19 protein-coding genes and 1 pseudogene are annotated in these 20,269 nt (G+C 66.9%); 6 read left to right on the top strand and 14 right to left on the bottom strand.

Features of this window, described 5'->3' with window-relative positions; genetic code table 11:
- Positions 1-79: 79 nt before the first annotated feature.
- The 4 genes from JN280_RS04505 to JN280_RS04490 all read left to right on the top strand — a co-directional run bounded on the left by JN280_RS04505 (position 80) and on the right by JN280_RS04490 (position 3,772).
- A complete protein-coding gene (locus tag JN280_RS04505; protein ID WP_202310306.1) occupies positions 80-1,222 on the top strand; it encodes a DSD1 family PLP-dependent enzyme in 1,143 nt (380 codons plus the stop codon).
- A gap of 94 nt (positions 1,223-1,316) precedes the next feature.
- A complete protein-coding gene (locus tag JN280_RS04500; RefSeq protein ID WP_202310305.1) occupies positions 1,317-1,721 on the top strand; it encodes a YciI family protein in 405 nt (134 codons plus the stop codon).
- 81 nt (positions 1,722-1,802) lie between these two features.
- Positions 1,803-2,573, top strand: a complete 771-nt coding sequence (locus JN280_RS04495) for a hypothetical protein (RefSeq protein WP_202310304.1) — start codon at positions 1,803-1,805, stop codon at positions 2,571-2,573.
- Between the two features lie 161 nt (positions 2,574-2,734).
- Entirely contained in the window at positions 2,735-3,772 is a 1,038-nt protein-coding gene (locus JN280_RS04490; RefSeq protein WP_202310303.1) for an AI-2E family transporter, read from the top strand.
- Positions 3,773-3,904: 132 nt separating this feature from the next.
- Here the strand turns inward: JN280_RS04490 and kynU are convergent, their stop codons facing one another.
- From kynU to JN280_RS04470, 4 genes are all read right to left on the bottom strand, one after another.
- A complete protein-coding gene (gene kynU / locus JN280_RS04485) occupies positions 3,905-5,152 on the bottom strand; it encodes a kynureninase (protein ID WP_202310302.1) in 1,248 nt (415 codons plus the stop codon).
- A gap of 18 nt (positions 5,153-5,170) precedes the next feature.
- Complete coding sequence (locus JN280_RS04480) at positions 5,171-6,094, bottom strand: ABC transporter permease (protein ID WP_202310301.1); 924 nt, start codon at positions 6,092-6,094, stop codon at positions 5,171-5,173.
- A 2-nt stretch (positions 6,095-6,096) separates the two neighbouring features.
- Complete coding sequence (locus JN280_RS04475) at positions 6,097-6,879, bottom strand: ABC transporter ATP-binding protein (RefSeq protein WP_202310300.1); 783 nt, start codon at positions 6,877-6,879, stop codon at positions 6,097-6,099.
- A 66-nt stretch (positions 6,880-6,945) separates the two neighbouring features.
- Entirely contained in the window at positions 6,946-7,932 is a 987-nt protein-coding gene (locus tag JN280_RS04470) for an ABC transporter substrate-binding protein (protein ID WP_202310299.1), read from the bottom strand.
- 181 nt (positions 7,933-8,113) lie between these two features.
- Between JN280_RS04470 and JN280_RS04465 the strand changes: the two genes are divergently transcribed.
- Positions 8,114-8,884: a GntR family transcriptional regulator gene (locus JN280_RS04465; protein WP_202310298.1), complete on the top strand. Its 771-nt coding sequence runs from the start codon at positions 8,114-8,116 to the stop codon at positions 8,882-8,884.
- Between the two features lie 234 nt (positions 8,885-9,118).
- On the opposite strand, the gene JN280_RS04460 is transcribed toward JN280_RS04465, so the two are convergent.
- The 4 genes from JN280_RS04460 to JN280_RS04445 are packed head-to-tail and all read right to left on the bottom strand — an operon-like array spanning position 9,119 to position 13,690.
- Positions 9,119-10,039 carry a Csu type fimbrial protein gene (locus JN280_RS04460; RefSeq protein WP_202314534.1) on the bottom strand — a complete coding sequence of 307 codons (921 nt, stop codon included), beginning with the start codon at positions 10,037-10,039 and terminating at the stop codon, positions 9,119-9,121.
- 57 nt (positions 10,040-10,096) lie between these two features.
- The gene (locus JN280_RS04455; protein WP_202310297.1) at positions 10,097-12,532 is read right to left on the bottom strand and encodes a fimbria/pilus outer membrane usher protein; all 2,436 of its coding nucleotides are present in this window, start codon (positions 12,530-12,532) and stop codon (positions 10,097-10,099) included.
- Positions 12,504-13,223 carry a fimbrial biogenesis chaperone gene (locus tag JN280_RS04450; protein WP_202310296.1) on the bottom strand — a complete coding sequence of 240 codons (720 nt, stop codon included), beginning with the start codon at positions 13,221-13,223 and terminating at the stop codon, positions 12,504-12,506. Before JN280_RS04450 ends, JN280_RS04455 begins: the two co-directional genes overlap by 29 nt.
- Positions 13,224-13,243: 20 nt before the next feature.
- Complete coding sequence (locus JN280_RS04445) at positions 13,244-13,690, bottom strand: Csu type fimbrial protein (protein ID WP_244742958.1); 447 nt, start codon at positions 13,688-13,690, stop codon at positions 13,244-13,246.
- A gap of 359 nt (positions 13,691-14,049) precedes the next feature.
- Here JN280_RS04445 and JN280_RS04440 point away from each other — a divergent pair.
- Positions 14,050-14,255: pseudogene (locus JN280_RS04440) on the top strand (NADH-quinone oxidoreductase subunit B family protein); the annotation flags it as partial.
- A gap of 19 nt (positions 14,256-14,274) precedes the next feature.
- Here the strand turns inward: JN280_RS04440 and JN280_RS04435 are convergent.
- From JN280_RS04435 to dinB, 6 genes are all read right to left on the bottom strand, one after another.
- The gene (locus tag JN280_RS04435; protein ID WP_202310294.1) at positions 14,275-15,297 is read right to left on the bottom strand and encodes a sulfate/molybdate ABC transporter ATP-binding protein; all 1,023 of its coding nucleotides are present in this window, start codon (positions 15,295-15,297) and stop codon (positions 14,275-14,277) included.
- Positions 15,294-16,184, bottom strand: coding sequence for a sulfate ABC transporter permease subunit CysW (cysW, locus tag JN280_RS04430; RefSeq protein ID WP_202310293.1), 891 nt, complete (start codon positions 16,182-16,184; stop codon positions 15,294-15,296). The genes JN280_RS04435 and cysW overlap by 4 nt, the downstream gene beginning before the upstream one ends.
- 2 nt (positions 16,185-16,186) lie before the next feature.
- Positions 16,187-17,008, bottom strand: a complete 822-nt coding sequence (gene cysT / locus JN280_RS04425) for a sulfate ABC transporter permease subunit CysT (RefSeq protein WP_202310292.1) — start codon at positions 17,006-17,008, stop codon at positions 16,187-16,189.
- Positions 17,009-17,083: 75 nt separating this feature from the next.
- On the bottom strand, positions 17,084-18,070 hold the full coding sequence (locus JN280_RS04420) for a sulfate ABC transporter substrate-binding protein (protein ID WP_202310291.1): 987 nt from the start codon (positions 18,068-18,070) through the stop codon (positions 17,084-17,086).
- A gap of 297 nt (positions 18,071-18,367) precedes the next feature.
- On the bottom strand, positions 18,368-18,634 hold the full coding sequence (locus JN280_RS04415) for a DUF2277 domain-containing protein (protein ID WP_202310290.1): 267 nt from the start codon (positions 18,632-18,634) through the stop codon (positions 18,368-18,370).
- A gap of 327 nt (positions 18,635-18,961) precedes the next feature.
- Complete coding sequence (gene dinB, locus JN280_RS04410) at positions 18,962-20,209, bottom strand: DNA polymerase IV (protein WP_202310289.1); 1,248 nt, start codon at positions 20,207-20,209, stop codon at positions 18,962-18,964.
- Positions 20,210-20,269 lie beyond the last annotated feature (60 nt).

Raw genomic sequence — 20,269 nt, 5'->3', positions numbered from 1 at the left:
GATCGGCCGGCGCGTCAGCTGGTGATCGAAATCTCGAACCGGCCCGGATAAGCTGCGAAAAAACCGAACGGATGGAACCATGAGCCACGCCAGTAGCCTGAGCCGACTGTCGACCCCCTGCCTCGTCCTCGACGAGGCCATCATGATGCGGAACATCGGGCGTCTCGACGACCGCCTGTCGGCGCTTGGCGTGGTCGGCCGGCCGCATCTGAAGACGGTCAAGTCCGTGGACGCGGCGAAGCAGGTGATGGCCAGGGCGAGCGGCGCGACGGTCTCCACCCTGCGGGAGGCCGAGGTCTTCTCCAAGGCCGGCATCACCGACATTCTCTACGCCGTCGGCATCACGCCGCAGAAGCTGCCGCGTGTGCTCGCGCTGCGCGGCACCGGATGCTACCTGATCGTGCTTCTCGATTCGGTCGCCCAGGCCGAGTGCGTCGCGCAGGCCTCGCGCGAGGCGAAGCACGCGATTCCTGCCGTGATCGAGATCGACAGCGACGGCCATCGCGCCGGGCTGCGGCCCGGCGACCCGACGGTCCTGGAGATTGCAACGATCCTGGCGTCGGGCGGCGCGGAGCTCAGAGGCGTCATGACGCATGCGGGCGGCAGCTACGGTGCGCGAGGTGAGGACGAACTCGTCGCCTTCGCGGAGCGCGAGCGCGACGCGGTCGTGGCAGCGGCCGAGGAGCTGCGGACGGGCGGCCATGCCTGCCCCATGGTCAGCGTCGGCTCCACGCCGACCGCGCATTTCGCGCGTGACCTGACCGGAGTGACGGAGGTCCGCGCCGGGGTGCATGTCTTTTTCGATCTCGTCATGGCCGGCATCGGCGTCTGCACGGTCGAAGACATCGCGCTTTCCGTCCTGACCACGGTGATCGGCCACCAGCAGGAGCGCGGCTGGGTGCTGGTCGATGCGGGATGGATGGCGATGTCGCGCGATCGCGGGACGGCGAGCCAGGCGGTGGACCAGGGTTACGGGCTGGTCTGCGGCATCGAGGGCCGGGTGATCGACGGTCTCGTCGTCATCGGCGCCAACCAGGAACACGGCATCGTCGCGGTCCGCTCAGGCAGCCGCGCCGTGCTTCCCGATCTACCCGTCGGCACCATGCTGCGCATCCTGCCCAATCACGCCTGCGCTACGGCCGCGCAGTTCGATGGCTACGAGGTGATCCCGGCCGCCGGCGACGGCGCGCTGCGATACTGGCCGCGCTTCCGGGGCTGGTAGGCCGACGACCCGATCGCAGACAATTTTCCCCGGCTCCGTCGAAACCGCCAGGCCCCGGGCGACCAGTGGTGCAAGCAAAACATGGAGGTCTGTGATGAAATATGTCTGCCTGGTCCATGTCGACGGCGAGGCCATGGCCGCCCTGTCACCCGAAGAGGGCAAGAAGCTCGTCGACGATTCCATCGAATTCGACTGGGACTTGAGGCGGCGCGGCCATCTCGTCCTGGCCCAGCCGTTGCAACCGCCGGGCACGGCGGCGGTGGTGCGTGTGCGCAACGGCAGGATGTCGAGCACCGACGGGCCCTATGTCGAAACCAAGGAGTTCCTCGGCGGCTTCTTCCTGGTCGAGGCGCGTGATCTCAACGAGGCCATAAGCCTCGCCGCGCGGAGCCCTATGGCCGCCATGGGATCGATCGAAGTCAGGCCGGCGCTCGAGCACACCCACAGCGTCACCGGCGAGGCGCGCCCCAAACCCGAAGGCATCGGCGAACCGGAGTGAGGGTCTCACCCCGTCGCTTGCCTTTCTGCCCGCCGGTGTGGAACTGTGCATGCTCACTGAAGCAAGCCTGCAGGAGCGAAAATGGCATTCGACTATGTGAGCGTGGAAGAGGCGATCGGCCGCGGCGGCTTGCGCATGGTGGTGGTCGGCGGCATCCCCAGCCCTTGGGGTGAAGCGGCCAAGGGCATCCTGCACATCAAGGGCATCGACTGGACTGCCGTGCGGCTGGCCTATGACAGCGAGACCCTGAAGCAGTGGGCAGGGCAGCGCAGCGGCCCGGTGGCGATCTATGAGGGCGAACGGCCCCGCGACCGCTGGGACGACATCCTGCTCCTGGCCGAACGTCTCGCGCCCGAGCCGCCATTGCTGCCGCGGGATCCAGCCGATCGTGCCCTGGCCTTCGGCCTCGCCCATGAAATCTGCGGCGAGGGCGGCCTCGGCTGGTCGCGCCGGCTGCAACTGGTGCATATGGGCCTGGCACAGGCCGGCGGCTTTCCGGCGCCCGTTGCAAAATATCTCGGCAGGAAATATGGCCACAGGCCCGAGACCGGCGCGGCCGCGGGCGGCCGTGTCGTCGAGCTGCTCGGCATGCTCGCGTCGCGTCTGAAGGTGCAGCGCGACGCAGGGAGCCCCTTCTACCTGGGCAACGCCTTGACCGCAGTGGATGTGTACGGCGCGGCCTTCATGGGCATGTTCGTGCCGTTGCCCGAAGCGCAATGCGCTATGGATCCCGTGACCCGGAAAGTCTTCGAGACGCGCGACGCCGCGACCGAGGCGGCACTCGATTCCATCCTGCTCGAACACCGCGACAGGATCTATGCCGACTGGCTGGAGCTGCCGCTCTTGTTGTGACGGCGGCCGGCCGTTCGGCGCCTCCCAGGCCATCCGGGGTCCCGTATGATTCTTCTGGACATTCGGCGTCGGCGAAGTGTTGATGGATGAAGCGAAAGCCGGGCGCACTCACCCCCAAGGAAGGGCCGGGATGCCGCGCCGTCGGCCATGAAGGAAGGCCCGTGAACCGCAACGCCGTCCTGATTCTGCTGGCGACCGGCGCGACGGTCGCCTTCGCGTTCATCCTGACGGTCGTATGGCAGGCCATATTCTGGGCCGTCGTGCTCGGCGTGCTGTTCCGCCCGGTGATGAAATGGATGGAGACCCGGCTGTCCGGGCGCCACGGCATCGCCGCGGCCCTGACGGTGCTGTTGATCATCGTCTTCGTCCTGATCCCGATTTTCGTCCTTGGCTCGATGATTCTCGCCGAGGGCGCGTCGTTCTATGCCCGCATCCAGAGCGGCGAAGTCGATCCCAATGCGACATTCCGCCGGCTGCAAGGCCTGCTTCTGCCCGAGATCGACCACTGGCTGACCGGTGTCGGGATCGATCTCGGCAGCATCACGGAGCGGCTTCAGGCCGCGGTTCTGCGCGGCGGCGAATTCGTGCTGTCCCTGCTGCTCGGCGCCGGCCAGAACGCGGCAGCCTTCGTGATCAACTTCTTCCTGACGCTTTATCTGCTGTTCTTCATTTTCCGCGACGGCGACGGCATCTACCGCGCCATATTCCAGGCGGTGCCCCTCCCGGACGATCAGAAACAGCGCCTGTTCGGCAAATTCGCCGAAGTGTCGATCGCCACGCTGAAGGGAACGGCCATCATCGGCCTGGTCCAGGGCGCGCTCGGTGGCACGATCTTCGCGATACTGGGGATCGGCGGATCCGTCTTCTGGGGCGCGGTGATGGCGTTGGTTTCGGTCGTTCCGGCAGTCGGCTCGGCGCTTGTGTGGGTGCCGGCCGCCCTGATCCTGATGGCCGGCGGAGCCTGGATCAAGGGCGTGATCCTGCTGGCATACGGCGTGCTCGTGATCAGCATGGCCGACAACCTGCTGCGGCCGGTGGTGGTCGGCCGGCAGGCGAGCATGCCCGACTATCTCGTGCTCGTCTCCACCATCGGCGGGCTCGGCGTTCTGGGCCTCAGCGGCTTCGTGCTCGGCCCCGCGATCGCGGCGCTCTTCGTCGTCGTCTGGAAGCTCTTCTCGGAAGAGCATGTCCTGCGCTGACGCCATGCAGCCGCGCCGTCATGGCATCGGCAGACTATGTCGACCGTTGTCAGAGCGTCCTTTGCGCGTCCAAATGGACGCCCGGCGCTCTACCTGGCCCGGAGGGGCCGCGCCGGCGATTGAGGCCAGTGATCAAGTGACGGCGGCCCGTATCGCGAAACGCTCGTCTTTCCATGCGCCGCTGCGCAGGATCTCTTCCAGTATCTCGACCGCCCGCCACACATCCTTGAAGCCGATATAAAGGGGCGTGAAGCCGAAGCGCATGGTCGAGGGCGCGCGGAAATCGCCGATCACGCCGCGTTCGATCAGCGCCTGCATCACCTCATAGGCGTGCGGGTGCTCGAAGGACACCTGGCTGCCGCGCCTGGTCCCGTCGCGCGGGCTTTCGAGCCTCAGACCGTGGCTGCCGCATTTCGCCTCGACGAGCCGGATGAACAGGTCGGTAAGCGCGATGCTCTTGGCGCGCAGCGCTGCCATGTCGACCTCGTCCCAGATGTCGAGCGAGCCTTTGAGCGCGCGCAGCGACAGCACCGGCTGCGTGCCGCACTGGAAGCGGCGGATGCCCGCGTCTGCCGCATAGCTCTGCTCGAAGGCGAAGGGCCGCGCATGGCCCCACCAGCCGCTTAGCGGCTGGCGCGCCTCGCCGAGATGGCGCGTAGCGACATAGATGAAGGCCGGCGAGCCGGGCCCGCCGTTCAGATATTTGTAGGTGCAGCCCACCGCGAAATCGGCCTTGGCGCCGTCGAGGTCGACCGGCAGCGCGCCGGCCGTGTGGCACAGGTCCCAGACGACGAGCGCGCCGGCATCGTGCGCCTTGTTCGTCAGCGCGGCCATGTCGCGCAGGGCGCCGGACTTGTAGTTGACATGGTTGACCAGCACGACCGCGACGCTCTCGTCGATCAGTTCCTCGATATCGGGCGCGTCGACGCCTTCGAGGCGCAGCACCGCATCCGGCCGTGTCGAGGCCACGCCTTCCGCGACATACAGATCGGTCGGGAAGCTGCTGCCCTCGGCCACGATGACGGAACGACCGGGGCGCAGCCCCATCGCCGCGTGCAGCGCCTTGTAGATGTTGATCGAGGTGGTGTCGCACACGACCGTCTGGCCGGGCGCGGCGCCGATCAGGCGGCCGATCCGGTCGCCGAGCTGTATGGGCATGTCGAACCAGCCCGCCTTGTTCCAGCTACGGATCAGGTCCTGACCCCATTCCTGGGCTGCGGCCCGCTGCAGCTCGGCGAAGGCGGCCGGCGAGGCCGCGCCCAGCGAGTTGCCGTCGAGATAGATCAGCCCTTCGGGAACGACGAAGCGGTCGCGCATCGGCCGCAGCCGGTCCGCTTCGTCCATCGCCTCGATCGCGGCGAGATCGGGTAGAGCGTTCATGATTCGGGCAGGCCTCTGCTATTCTCTGACGGTTTCGCGTGCGGGGGCCGGTCCGCGGCTGCGTCGCAGGCTGGGCAGCGCCAGCATGGCGAGCACGAACAGGCCGGTGGCGAGCTTCAGGTCCGGGGGCGGCATGCCGGCGGCGAGGCAGAGCGAGACGAGCTGGTAGTAGACGATCGCGCCGACGAAGGGCGCGGCCAGTTGGCGCAGCACCGTCTGCTTGCCGACAATGGCCTCGCCGATCATCAGCGCGGCCAGGCCGTTGATCAGGATGCCAAGGCCCATATTGACGTCGGCGAAGCCCTGCGATTGCACCATCAGCGCGCCTGACGTCGCCGAAAAGGCGCTGGCGAGACCCACGCCGCCGATCGTGGCGACCCAGACATTTATGCCCTGCGCCTCGGCCATGTCGGGGTTGGCGCCGACGGCGCGGATCGCGGTGCCTTTCTCGGTCTTGAAGAACAGGTTGAGCAGAACGAAGACGACGAGGCCGATCAGGCCGGCGACCACGATCTTGCTCGCCGGGAAGCCGGGCTGGGTGAAAGGCGCCCAGTCGAAGACCGTCGGCGCGCCGAACACCGACAGGTTCGACTTGCCCATGATGCGCAGGTTGATGCTGTAGAGCATCGTCATCATCAGGATGCCGGCCAGCAGCGTGTGGATGCGGAAGCGCAGATGGATGAAGGCCGTGCAGCAGCCGGCAAGGAAGCCGGCGATCAGCGCGACCGCGATCGCCGTCAGCGGCGAGGCGCCGGCGGCGAGCAGCACGCCGCACACGCAGCCGCCCAGCGGGAAGGCGCCCTCGCTGGTGAGGTCGGGGAAGTTGAGCGTGCGAAACGGGATCATGATGCCGAGCACGACGAAGGCGAGGATCAGGCTCTGCGCCAGCGTGACGGGGATGAGCGAGACAAAGCTCGACAGAATCGACTGGATGAAATCCATGGTCACTGGCTCGCGAGCAGCATGCGGTCGGTCTTGACCGCGAAATGGCCGATGAGATCGGGCACGGTGATTTGGGACTTTTCCTCGCCGGATATCTCGAGGCGGACCTTGCCGGCGTCGAGCATGATGACGCTGTGCCCGAAATCGACGGCGTGCTGCATATTGTGGGTCACCATCAGCGTTGTGAGCTTCAGCGCTTCCACGGCGCGCACGGTGGCCTGCATGACGATGTCGGCCGTGCGCGGGTCGAGAGCGGCGGTATGCTCGTCAAGCAGCAGCAATTCGGGCGAGCCGCCGACCGCCATGATCAGCGACAGCGACTGGCGCTGGCCGCCCGAAAGCAGTTCGACTCGGGTGTTGAGCCGGTTCTCGAGCCCGAGCCCCAGCAGCGAAAGCCGCTCCTTGTAGTCGGCGAGGCGTCTGGCGTTGAGCCCCTGGCGCAGCGTGCGTTTCTTGCTGCGCAACTCGGCGAGCAGCATGTTCTCGGCCACCGTCATGCTGGCGGCCGTGCCCCGCATGGGGTCCTGGAACACGCGGGCGAGCCGCATGGCGCGCCTGTGCACCGGCATCTCGGTCACGTCGTCGCCATTGATGACGATCTTGCCGGAATCCAGCACCAGCGCTCCGGAGACTGCGTTGAGCATGCTGCTCTTGCCGGCTCCGTTCGAGCCGATGACGACGCCGAACTCGCCGGTGGACAGCGACAGGTCGAGGCCGTCGAGCGCGATCTTTTCGTCCGGTTGGCCCTTGTAGAAGACTTTGCGTGCAGATCGGATTTCGAGCATCCGTCCCTCCCGGAAAGGCGGCGGCGCGGTTACGCGCCGCCGCCCGTTTCGACGAAGCGGAAAATGTCAGTCGACGATGCAGCCGCAATCGGCCAGCGATTCCGGGATCTCGACGCCGAAGGCCGCCATGGTCTTCCTGGAGATCGTTGGCGCATGGTCGGCATAGGCCGGACGCGAGGGCGCGATCGTCTTGGGGTCCTTGCCCTTGAGGATCTCTGCCGCGATCTTGCCGCCATTGATGCCGACCTGCTCGTAATTCACGGCGAAGCTCGCCGGGACGACGCCGTTGCGCACCGCGCCGTCGTCGGAGTTGACGATCGGGATGCCGGCCTGCCGCGCGGCTGCCGAGACGGCGGCGATCGCCGGCTGCAGCAGGTTCGATGCCGGCGTGTAGATCACGTCCGCCTTGCCCGCGAAGGAAGCGATGCGCTGCTGGATGTCGTTGACGTTGTCGACGCCGACGGCCACCACTTCGAAGCCGGCGGCGGGCGCCAATTCCTTGATTTTCTCGACCAGGGCCACGTCATTGGCTTCGCCCGGATTGTAGGGCACACCGAACCGCTTGGCGTCGGGCAGCAGCTTCCTGGTGAACTCCATCACCGCGGCGATGTCCTGCAGGTCGGAGGCGCCGGTCATGCCGTCGTCACCGGAATCCCAGGAAGGCACCAGCTTGGCCGCGACCGGATCGGTGACTGCCGTGAACACGATCGGTATGCCCGAGCCAGCGAGCGCCTTCTTGGCGATCTGCGACACCGGCGTGGTCACCGTATACACCAGTGTCGGCTGCTCGGCCTGGAGCTTGGCGATCATCTGCGGCACCAGCGAGGCGTCGAAATTGGTGTGGCTCTCGCTGTAGACGACGTCCTTGCCCTCGACATAGCCGGCATCGGCCAGCGCCTTCTTGAACCCGGCGATCGAGGCGTTGAGCTGCGGGTGCTCGCCGAAATTGGCAATGCCGATCTTGATCGGATCGGCCATCGCGGCGCCGATGCCCGCGGCCAGCGCGCCGGCGAGCAGCAGGCCCGACAGCAGGCCGGATTTCAGCTTTCTCATCAATTCCTCCCAAAAATTCGAGAACGCGCCGCTCTCCAAGGCGGCCGCTTGGGGGAGATCATGCGCAGCCCGGCAGAGTGATGTCAAGATTATATATAATTCTTGTCATCCGGCCACATGATATATAATCATGGCATCGGCCAGCCTTTGCCGGTGCCAGACCTTGCCAGTGAAGACGACGATGCAGGACGACGAGCACTCCTCGAAGACGGAAGCGGCCTATCGGCTGCTGCGCCGCGACATCCTGACGACGCGGCTCATGCCCGGCGCCCCGCTCAAGCTCAGCGCGCTGCGCAGCGCCTACGGTCTCGGCTGGACGCCGCTGCGCGAGGCGCTTTCCCGGCTGGAGGCCGAGCGTCTGGTCACCGCCATCAGCAACCGCGGCTTCACCGTGGCTCCGGTGTCGCGGGAGGAACTCGAGGACCTGGCACGGGCGCGCATGGTGGTCGAGCTGCCGCTGCTGGCGGAATCGATCGAGAAGGGCGACAGCGACTGGGAGGCCGCCGTCGTCACCGCCCACTATCGGCTGTCGCGCTGCAAGATCGCGGTCGACGACCCTTCGGACGAGGCGGTGGACGAATGGGACGAGAAGCACGAGGCCTTCCATGCGGCTTTGCTGAGTGCGGCGACGTCGAGCTGGCTGCTCCGCTTCCGGTCGACCATCGCCGACCAGTTGCGCCGCCATCACCGCTTCCTGGGCCTGTCGCCGACATTGCGTGCGGCGGCTGGCATGAAGCACGGCTACGAGGCCGCCGTTGCCGCCTTGCGCGAGGCCATGGCCATCGACAGCCATACCGAATTGATGAAGGCCGCGCTCGACCGCGACATCGAACGGGCCAAGACTCTCATGGCCGCTCATATCGGCTACACCATGCATGTCTATGTCCATAGCGCGGACGATGCCGGGCAGGCGCCCGCCGGCGGGCTGAAGTCGCGTCCCGCAGCCGAATAGCAAGCTATCCCTCGGGACGATCATTCCGGGCAGGAATATCTGGCGCCTCTGGCGGCCGTCCTGGTTTCAGCGCTTCTCCGGATCCGGCGGTTTGCCGGAGGCGAACCTGGCCTGCCTGCATATCGTGTGAATCATCTCCACGCGTCGCCGTTCGGCTGGCCGCCATCGATGATGATATGCTGACCAAGGCCATGGCGTTCAAGCGTCTTGCCGAGAAGGCGCCTGGCTGGCTGCTCAATAGGTGACGGTCACGACCACCGTGTCGGTGTAGGTTCCCGGAGATGGAGTCGTCTGGGCCGGCACGCGGCCATAGACGGGAAGGTTCTGCGTGGCGCCAGACCCGGTTCCCGGGACCAGCTCGCCGCCCGAATTGCCCCAGGGCTGGGTGCGGCCGGTGTCCTTGTAAAGGCCGTAGACCACGGCCTCCGCGCCCTTCGTCATACGCCGCGCCATGGGGCCGGTGCCGGTGACGCCGTTGTTGAGGCCGACAGTATAGGCAGTGCCCTGGGTGCAGGTCACGCCGAGCCCGCTGGCGGCGTCGACCTGGCTGCTTAGCACCCCGTGATTGCCGAAATCGATGTTCTGGGCGGTGACGAGGCAGTTCGCCGGCACGTTGGCCCGCACCGTGAAGGTCGGTCGGGTCGGGTTGGCGGTGACCGCGCTGCAGGCGGGCGGAAGCAGCACATAGGTCTGCCAGTTGAAGCTGATCTCGGCCCCCGCGAAGGTCGACGTGTAAAGGCCGGTCGCGGCGCTCTGCTGGCCGCCGGCCACCCGCGCATAGATCGTCCGGCTCGCCGTCCCGTTGGTGAGCGGCAGAACCAGCAAAAGCACCTCCACGGGGTTGCCGAGAGCAGGCTGTTCGCGCGAGCCCCAGGGCGTTGTACGGGACGCATCCTGGTAGAGACCGAAGGCGAGCGGCGCGTTCGCCGGGTTGCGCGCCTGGCGGACGCCTGAGATCGTCCCTCCGGAGCCCGCATTGATGTTGAGGCAGACGATGTATTGGAGGTTGACCAATCCGGTGTTGCCGCAGGAGATGTCGACGCTGCCCGTCATGTCGACCGCCGCGCCCGCCAGCGTGTCGACGGTGCCGAAATTGATGTCGGACACGGTGAAGGAGCAACTCTGGGCTGCCGACGGACGCACGCCAGGGAGCATGAGACCGCAGAGCGCGAGACCGAAGAAAACCGACGGGCGGAGCATCATCGTTGGACCTCATTGGATCGAGCGGCAGACGACATCGGGAATGGAAACCTGCTTGCCGGGTTGTCTGACGAAGCCGAACTCCGCTGCGCAGCGGCCGCGTGTGGGCTGGTCGATCGTGACCCTGTTGCGCGGACCGAGCCCGGCGACGAAGGCCTGGCCGTCATAGCCGACGACGAATTCCTGTCCGGCGCCGTCGATCGTCCCGGCCGCGCCCGCCTCCACGAACTCCCCCGCTTCGTCGCGCAGGGTTATCAGCGCAGCGTCGGAATTCCTGTCGACGCCGAATTTGACGACGGTGCCGCTCCGGTCGGCCGGCATCGTCGTCTCGCGTGTGCCGTCGACGACCGCGTCGACGGGCAGATTGGCGGGATCGATGGAGATCTGGTTCCGCTCGTAGGAGCGCAGGCCCGTGACCAGCAGCTTGCCGTTGCGGTTGGTGCGGCCGGCGGGGCGGTTCTCCAACTCCACGTCGACGCCGGGAGCGCCCGTGTCGACCACGGTGAAGGCGTCATCGATGCGGTTGCTCAGGAAGATGTCGCCGCCGGCCAGCACGACGGCGCCGTCGACCTGGCCGGTCACCCGGTAGTCGCCGTCATACTGTTCGACGCCGGCCGCCAGCCGTGCGACGGGCGCGCGATAGGCCGCGGCGGCGGCGCGGTTGGTGTGGGCGCCTTCACCTTCCCGCAATCGCCAGCTCAGGCTGCCGATGGAGGCATCGCCGGATCTGACGAGGTCCGTGACGACGCTGGTGCCTTCGGAATCGGACGAAACGCCGGCCGAACCGTCGATGCCGTTGCCGAACTGGACCGACAGGCCGGCGAACAGGCCGAAGGAATCGCCGTCGTCGAGGTCGGTGAAGGCCGTGGCGAACAAGCTCGCGCTGCTGCCGATCGGCCGGTTGACGAGAAAGCTCAGGATGCGCGCCCGGTCGTCCTCCATCGTCTCGATCCGGGTGAAGCTGAAGTTGAGCGTCGCCGGGTCGAAGGACAGCGGCACGGAAAGCGAGACCTGGTCGAGCGCGCGCGGCGGTGCGACGGTGGTGAAGTCGAACTCCGGGGTGGCGGGCTCTCCGAGATCGGCCGTGACCGCGGCAATGTCGGTGTAGTCGCCGAATGCCCGTTGGACGCGCGCGTAGAGCCGCATGGTCCACAGCTGCAGCTCGACGCTGCCGCCGAGCTGATAGCCGGTCCCGCCCTCGAAGCTGCTCGCCGTAGCCGAGAACGAGCCGACGCCGAAGCGGCCGAGGCCGAACACCGCGCCGGCGCCGCCGTTCACCAGCCCGCCGCCGCCTTCCGCATGCGCTTCCAGCGTCATCCAGTCGTCAAGCCCGAAGCGCGCCGTGCCCGACGCCATCAGGCTGGAATCGTAGTCGTTGGATTCGACCCCGTAGAGCCGGCGCGCGAAGCCGGCCTCGGCCGAATAATCCCACAATCCCGGGGCCAGCAGTTCGGCCGAGGCGAAGAAGGGCGTTTCCGACACCGTCTCACGCCCGAGTGCGTCGCGGACGACCACGCGGGCCGTGCCGCTGCCGGTCACGATCGGCAAGTCGGTGATCTGGAACGGGCCGGCCGGAACGTCTTGCGATAGCCGGCGCGCATTGTTGACATAGACGTCGACCGTCGAGGGCACGGCTGCCGATCCCGACAGTTCGGGCAGCGGTATGGTGACGAGATCGGGCCGCAGGCCGAAATTGCGGCGGACCTGCAGTCCGCCGAGGCGCACCGGTCGCGTCCAGCTCAGCCCGCCATTGATGACGTCGCCGGCGCTGATGGTGGTGAGCAGGCCGCGGCTCGAATAGGACCATGTCGTGTCGAGCCGCGTCGAGCTGTAGATCTCGTTCGGCGCGCTGGTGGCCACATAGGAGGAGCTGAACACGCCGAACGGGCTGAACAGGCGCCCCTCGAGCCAGCCGGACACGCCGTTGAAAGCCCACAGATCATCGATCTCCTTGCCGCCGGTGCTGGCGTAGAGCGTGTAGTTGGCGAGCGCGCCGTAGCTGCTTTGGGGTTTGGTCTGCGGCGTTTCGGCGTCGGATTCTTGGGCCTCGATGATGCGGGCCGACCGCGCGTCGAACCCGACGATGAAACGGATCGCCTGGCCGGCCTCGTCATATTCGTAGGAGACATCCGGCAATGCGCCGATGTCGATGCGGCCGTCCGGCCGCGTCGCCGCGTCGATCGGCTCGATGCCGACATTGCGCAACTGATAGGGCTCGATCGAAAGCCTTCCGTCGGCGTCGCGCCGGAACGCCGCGATCCACCCGGTCGGCTCGCCGTCGATGAACACTTCGAGCTGAAGCTCGCGCGGGCCATCGGGTGCGGCCGCTTCCGTGCCGCTGGCCGTGGCGGCAAACGCCTCCGCAATGGCATCCATGCCGCGCAGCGCGGGAACCGTCATGGCTGTCGAGAGCAGGATGCTAGCCGCCCCTGAGACGAGCCGTCGCATCGAAACGTCCGGATTCGCTCTCCGCGCTCACTTTCAGTGCGCTGCCGGCCGAACGGCCGCCGCCGGGGACGAACCAGCGTACCGTGGAGTTTCCCAGCACGTAGCCGACCAGCCCGTCGCGGCGCGCCGAAGGGCCGCCGCGATTGCCGAGCATGAGGTTCGAAACCCTGAGCCGCGTTGCGCCGTCGTTGCGCACCGTGACGACATAACCGCCTTTCTTGCGCTCGACCGTCCACGAGGCATCCGCCCCGTCTGCGCCCGCCGGCGTGAAGAAGACCGGGATGGAGTGGCGCACCACGAGCGCCACCGTGCCGTCCTTGCGACGCCTGGCGTCGGGCAGTTCGTCGACGATGAGGCGGTAGCTCTCCTCCGCCTGGACCTGGCGTTTCGAGGTCCGGACCACCCGCACCAGGTTCTCGCCGCCGGGCCGCAGCGTGGTCATGGGCGGGCTGACCGCAACCGTGTCGGCCGCTTCGTAGACGTCCTGTCCGTCCCGCTGAGTCCAGCGGAAGATACGGATCTGGACGTTGAGCGGCCGCTTGGAATCGTTCCAGACGCGAATGCTCGAAGTGGCCGTCGGCGCCTTGATGTCGAGCATCACCGGAGCGACGCGCAGCGAAGCTGCATGCGCGGAAACGGCAAGCAGCGTCACGGCCAGGCCGGCGACGGCCCGGGCGAATGACCGAATCATGCTTTCCTCCGATGTGGCCGTCAGTAGGTGACGGTGACCGTGATCGTGTCGTTGTACGTTCCTGCGCCAGGGGTCGGCTGCACGGGCACCTGACCGTAGACGGTATAGTTCTGCGCGGAACCGTCGCCGGTGCCGGAGACGAGGTCGGCGCCCGTATCGCCCCAGACGTTGGTGTGGCCGGCCTCCTTGTAGAGCGAATAGTCCACCGTCTGCGCGCTCGGCCCGGCCATCTTGCGCACGGCGATCGTGCCGCCTGCGGTCGCCCCGTTGTTCAGTCCGACCGTATAGGGCGTTCCATTGGTGCATTGCACGGCTATGGTGCCGGTGGCCGGTATCGCCGCGCTGATCACACCGGTCGACCCGAAGTCCATGTTGGACGCCGAGTTGATCTGGCAGGATGAGGTTATGGTGATCGTGACGTTGAACTGGGTGGTGGCGGTCTGCCCAAAGGCATTGCTGTCGAACATCGCCGGAAGAGCGAGAAAGCAAACATGTAGGAATGCGCGTCGTATCATGCACGCACCTGCTGTTAGTCTGTCAGCCGAAACAGCTTCCAGCCAAGATCGAGTTCACAAGCCCCGAATCAAAATTACCATCAGGAGATAAGGTTGTAAAATTGTCTTCTGTATACGGGATGCATGCAAACATGATGAGTGATACTTGAGCGCCCAAGTTATATTTGTTTGCGATCCAGATTCCGAATCGTGCCGGGCATTTGCCGAGTTCAGGACAACCTGCGCGCGACCAGCGTCCAGGGGTTCATCCGCCCTTTGCCCTTGATCTCTATGGTTTCGCGCTCCTGGCTTATTGCGGGATCGCGATGATGCAGTTCGCCATGCCGCGCTACGTCATCTCACGGGCTCATCCGCCAACGGCGGCGGCTGCTATCACTATTCCTATGCGGTGGTGCGCGGCTGCGACCGCCTGCTTCCGGTCGATGTCTATGTCCCCGGTTGCCCGCCGACGCGCTGTTTTGTGCAGTGCTACTGCTGCCAGAAGAAGATGCGGCGGTCCGGCACGATCGAGCGCTGATACCAGACGGCAAACCTGGCTAGCCGGCCGCGAACACCCGTGCGTTGCGGATCGCCACATGTCCGCGTTCGCCGGCCCTGACCGACGTTTCGGGCGGCACGTCGAATTCGAGCGTGCGGCCACCTGCCGACACGGCCACCACGCGCCGCGCCTGCATGCGGTCCATGACCCGCAGGATGGTCGCCGGAACGCCCGCGCCGCCGGGCTGCCAGTCGAGGTCGTTCGGCGAGAGGAACAGCTCGGCTTCCCCGTCCGGCACGCCGGGTGCGGCGATCCTGGTCCCGTCGAGATCGGCCGCGCCGCCCGTGACGGTGACCGCGAGCCGGTTGGCGTCGCCGAGGAAGTTCATGACGAAGGCCGAATTGGGCGACCGGCAGATTTCTTCCGTCGTTCCCTCTTGCACCACCTTGCCCTCGTTGAGGATGACAAGGCGGTCGGCGAGATCCATCGCCTCCTCCTTGTCGTGGGTCACGAACAGCGTTGTGATGCCGAGCTCCTCGTGGATGCTGCGCAGCCACCGGCGCAGGTCGCGCCGCACATTGGCGTCGAGCGCGCCGAAGGGTTCGTCGAGCAGCAGCACCTTGGGGTCGACGGCGAGCGCGCGCGCAAGCGCGACGCGCTGTCTCTGGCCGCCGGAGATCTGGCCGGGGAAACGGTTGCCCAGCCCGTCGAGCCGAACCAGTCCGAGCAGCTCGCCGACGCGCCGGTCGATCTCGGCCTGGCTGCGCTTCGTCTTCGAGACCTTCATGCCGAAGGCTATGTTCTCGCCCACGGTCATGTGCGGGAAAAGCGCATAATGCTGGAACACGAAGCCGACGCCGCGGTCGCGCACCGGGATGTCGGTGGCGTCGAGATCGCCGAAATAGATGTGCCCGGCCTCGGCATATTCGAGGCCCGCGACCATGCGCAATATCGTCGTCTTGCCCGAGCCGGAGGGACCCAGCAGCGCGACGAGCTCGCCGCTGCCGATGTCGAGCGAGACGCCGCGCACCGCGCGGAACGTGTCGAAGGTCTTCACGACGTTGTCGAGGCGGATTTTCACGGCGTCTGTTCCTGTACGGGTTGCGGGGCGGCGAGCGCGGGCCGGCGGGCGCGGCCCGCTCCCCGGCGCTCGAGCAGCACCTTGGCGAAGAGCGTCAGCACGGCGAGCAATGCGAGGATCGAGGCCGCGGCGAAGGCCCCTGCCGTCTGATAGTCGTGATAGAGCAGCTCGACATGCAGCGGCAGCGTGTTGGTCTGGCCGCGAATGTTGCCCGACACCACCGAGACGGCGCCGAATTCGCCCATTACGCGGGCATTGCACAGCACCACGCCGTAAAGCAGCGCCCAGCGGATGTTCGGCAAGGTGACGAAGAAGAAGGTCCGCCAGCCGGAGGCGCCGAGCGAGGTCGCCGCCTCCTCGAGATCGCGCCCTTGCGCCTGCATCAGCGGGATCAGCTCGCGCGCCACGAAGGGCGCTGTGACGAACATCGAGGCGAGCACGATGCCCGGCAGCGCGAACAGGATCTTGATGTCGGCCTCCTGCAGCGCCGGCCCGAACAGCCCCTGCAGGCCGTAGACGAAGAGATAGGCGACGCCCGCCACGACCGGCGAGATCGAGAACGGGATTTCGATCACGACCAGCAACAGGCGCCGGCCCGGAAAGTCGAACTTGGTGATCGCCCAGGCCGCCGCCAGTCCGAAGGCGGTGTTGACCGGCACCGCGATCAGCGCCGTGACCACTGTAAGCAGGATGGCGTGCAGCGTGTCGGGGTGCATGATCGCCGCGGCGAAGACGGCCGCGCCTTGCGAGAACGCCTGGGTGACGATGACCAGCAGCGGCGCCACGATGACGATCGCGGTCAGGAAGAGGACGACCCCGATCAGCGTGCGGCGCACACGCGGCGTGTCGCCGACGCGGGGCGGGCGGCCCTTGCGGTGCGGCTTCATGGTCAGCCCTTCCTCGTGTAGCGAAGGGCGCGCGCCTGCATGAGGTTGGTGGCCGCGAGCATGGCGAAGGCGGTGACGAGCAGCACCGAGGCGATCGCCGCCGCGGCCTGGTAGTCGTATTCCTCGAGCCGGATGAAGGCGAGCAGCGCCGTGATCTCGGTCTCGAACGGCTGGTTGCCGGCGATGAAGATGATCGCGCCGAACTCGCCCAGGCTGCGCGCGAAGGAAAGCGAAAGGCCGGCGAGCAACGCCGGGGTGAGCAGGGGCAGGAGGACGCGCAGGAAGATCGCCCGGTCGCCGCCGCCGAGTGTCTGGGCCGCTTCTTCCAGCGCCGGATCGAGGTCCTCGAGCACCGGCTGCACGGTGCGCACGATGAAGGGCAGGCTGGTGAAGCACATGGCGACCATGATGCCGAGCGGCGTGTAGGCGACCTTGATGCCGATCTCGGCCAGCAGCGAGCCGAACCAGCCGTTGCTGGCGAAGAGCGTGGTGAGCGCGATGCCAGCCACCGCCGTCGGCAGCGCAAAGGGCAGGTCCACCAGCGCGTCGACGATGCGGCGTCCGGGGAAACGGTAGCGCACCAGCACCCAGGCCAGCGCCAGGCCGAAGAACAGGTTGAAGACGGTGGCGGCGAGCGCCGACAGCGCAGTCACGCGATAGCTGGCCACGGCGCGGGGGGATGATACGATCCGCCAATAGTCGGCCGGCCCCAGCCCCGCCGCCTTGAGCACCAGCGCGCCCAGCGGCAGCACGACGATGATCGCGACGTAGAAGAGCGTGATCCCGAGCGCCAGGGGAAAACCCGGCAGGACGCGACGTGCCACTTGCGAAAGCCTTCTTGAAACGAAGCGGGGTCGATCCGGACGGCCCACGACCCTAACGTCGGAAAGTTCCCGATATCAACGCGATCCGTAGAGCTGGTCGAGCGTCGCTCCGGCCTTGAAATGCTCTTCCTGGATCTTGTCCCAGCCGCCGAACACGTCCTCGACCTTGACCAGCCGCACTGCGGGGAACTGATCCTTGAACTCTGCCGCGACGGACGCGTCGTTGGGACGGTTGCCGTTTTCGGCGAGGATCTTCTGGCCTTCGGGCGTGTAGAGGAAGTCGAGATAGGTCCTGGCGAGATCGCGCGAGCCGCGCTTGTCGACCACCTTGTCGACGATCGCCACCGGGAACTCGGCGAGCAGGCTGACGGAAGGCACGACGATGTCGAACTTGTCCTCGCCGAACTCCCTGGCGATGCCGCGGGTCTCGGCCTCGAAGGTGATCAGCACGTCGCCGATCTCGCGCTCGACGAAGGTGGTGGTGGCGGCGCGGCCACCTGTGTCGAAGACGGGCACGTTCGCGAACAGCTTCCCGATGAACTCCCGCACCTTGGCGTCGTCGTTGGCGAAGGCTTCCTTGGCGTAGGCCGTGGCGGCCAGATAGGTGTAGCGCGCATTGCCCGAGGTCTTGGGGTTGGGGAAGATCACCTTCACGTCGTCGCGGACAAGGTCGTCCCAGTCCTTGATTCCTTTCGGATTGCCCGCATGCACCAGGAAGGCGGGCAGCGAATAATAGGGCGAGGCGTTGTTGGGGAACTCGCTCTTCCAGTCGTCCGAGACGAAGCCGCCCTTCACCAGCGCATCGATGTCGGTCACCTGGTTGAAGGTCACCACGTCGGCTTCCAGGCCCTCCAATATGGCGCGCGCCTGCTTGGAAGAGCCGCCATGCGACTGGTCGATGCTCACGCCGGGATGCTTGGCGACGAAAGCCTCGTTGACCTGCACGAAAAGCTCGCGTGCGATGTCGTAGGAGGCGTTGAGCAGCTTGTCGGCGGCAAAGGCCGGCAGCGAGGCCGAAAAGAGCGTGGCGGCGGCCACGCCGATCAGAAGCAAGCGTTTCATGGATGTGCCTTCGTGTCTGAGCGTTTCGCGGCGAAGTAACCATGCGCTGCCCGTCCGAACGAGGCATCGGCGTCTGCCGGCTTCGAGCATGTTGGAAAATTTTACCTCAATTGAGCGACATGGAGGTTCCCGATTTCGACATATCCGGGAGCATCCGGCTTCGGGCCCTCCGCGTCCTTCCTGGCCCGACGGAAGCAGGACGGAGGATCTTCGGTATCCTGGCGGCGCAAAAGCCAAGCGCTCCGGATGGCCGCGCTGGCGACTGGGATCCCTCGGATATGAGCCGCCGATCGCAGGTCAGGCGAAGCGCTCGCGCGCCCTGGCGCGGGCCTTGATCGCCTCCGTCTCGCGGTCGCGCGGCGCGCTTGCCGTCTGCAGGGCGTCGAGAAGCCGGTTTGCCGCCGCCGCGACTTCGTCCACCGCACGGTCGAAAGCCTCTTCGTTGACCCGCGAAGGCCTGTTGAAGCCGCTCAGCTTGCGCACGAACTGCAGGGCCGCGGCACGGATCTCCTCGTCCGTGGCCGGCGGCTCGAAGTTGAAAAGCGTGCGTATGTTTCTGCACATGATACCGCTCCCGTAACTGCCGCTTGCCGCGAATTGCGGTCCTCCGTGGCGGCAGACTATAGGGGAAGCTGCATGACGCCGCACCCCTGGGGACCTCATGACGGGTCGGTTGTGGACCACGAAGTGCCTGCCTTCGATCCTGTGTACCGAGATCGGTGTCGAAGATCTCGCAGCAGCCCGGCCTCCACGATCTCGTCGGGCTGCCTTGCCGGACGATCCGCCCGCCGCGCATGGCGACGACGCGGTCCGAACAGTGCGCGGCGAAATCGACGTGGAAGCTGGTCGCCCCGCATCCGCGTCACGTCGCGCGGCGATCGCCCCCGATGGTCACAGCTCCTTCTCCGCCAGTTCGCGGAACGCATCGGGCACCGATCGCGAGATCTCCAGCGCCACCGACCCGTAGCCTACAGCGTCCCAGCCGAAACGGTCGCGTATCCTGTCGATCGCGCGGTCGGCCACCCAGCGGGCAGCGCCCCTGCTGCTGCCGGGGCGGCGTTTCTCGTCGTCGAGCCCGAGCGGCAGGTCGAGCTGCAGGCCGGCTTCCGTCTCCAGATGGGACACCGAGATCGCCAGCAGCGAGATCGTCCTTTCCTGAGGATGGTCGGCAAGCGCGGAGCGCACCAACTCCTCGGCGATCTCGGCCAGGATTCCGGTGGCCGAGATCGGCGCGTCCAGCGTGACCGAGCGCGTCACCGACCGCAGGTCGGCGAAACGCACGCGCACCGTGACCGTGCGGCCGGGCCGGTCCTTCGCCCGCAGCCGGCTGCAGACGCGGTCGGCGAGATGGCGCAGCGCCGGGCGGTAGATCCGTTCCTTCGCCGGCTTCATCCCCAGCGCCGACTGGGCGCCGGCCGATCGCGCCCGCTGATGCGTCCTGATTTCCCGGAGGTCGCGGTTCCAGGCGAGCGCCGAGAGTTTTTCGCCGGCTGCAGGCCCGAGCAGCCTTTCGAGCGAGCGGCCCGGCGTCCGCGCCAGCTCGCCGATGGTCGAGACGCCTGCCTCGGCGAGCCTCGCCTTCGTCACGGGGCCGACGCCCCACATAAGTTCGACGGGCAGGTCGTGCAGGAAGGCGAGCTCGGTTGAGGGATCGACCACCACCAGCCCGTCGGGCTTGGCCACCTGCGAGGCGATCTTGGCGAGATGCTTGGTGCGCGCCACCCCGATCGAGATCGGCAGGCCGAGTTCGTCCCGCACGCGGCGCCGGATCGTGGCGGCGATTTCGGCCGGCGGGCCGAAGAGATGCGTGCAGCCGGCGACGTCGGCGAAAGCCTCGTCGATCGAGATGCGCTCGACCAGCGGCGTGTAATCCCCGAGCACCGCGATCGCGGCGTCGCCGAGCCGCTGATAGTCCTTGAAGTGGCCGCCCACGAAAACCAGCTGCGGGCAGAGCTCGCGCGCCTGCCGCCCCGGCATGCCGCCGCGCACCCCGAACGCCCTGGCCTCATAGGAGGCCGCCAGCACAACGCCGCCGCCGACCGCGATCGGCCTGCCCCGCAGCGAGGGGTCGAGGAGCTGCTCCACCGACGCATAGAAGGCGTCGAGATCGGCATGCAATATCGTGGCTGGCGTTTCCATGCCGACCGTCGACGCGCGGTCAGCCGACAGGCCGCCGCAACTGTTGTGGGATGACTTCGA

It is taken from the genome of Mesorhizobium sp. L-8-10, from assembly GCF_016756635.1.
Lineage (GTDB): Bacteria > Pseudomonadota > Alphaproteobacteria > Rhizobiales > Rhizobiaceae.
This window is presented reverse-complemented; position numbering and strand designations above follow the sequence as displayed.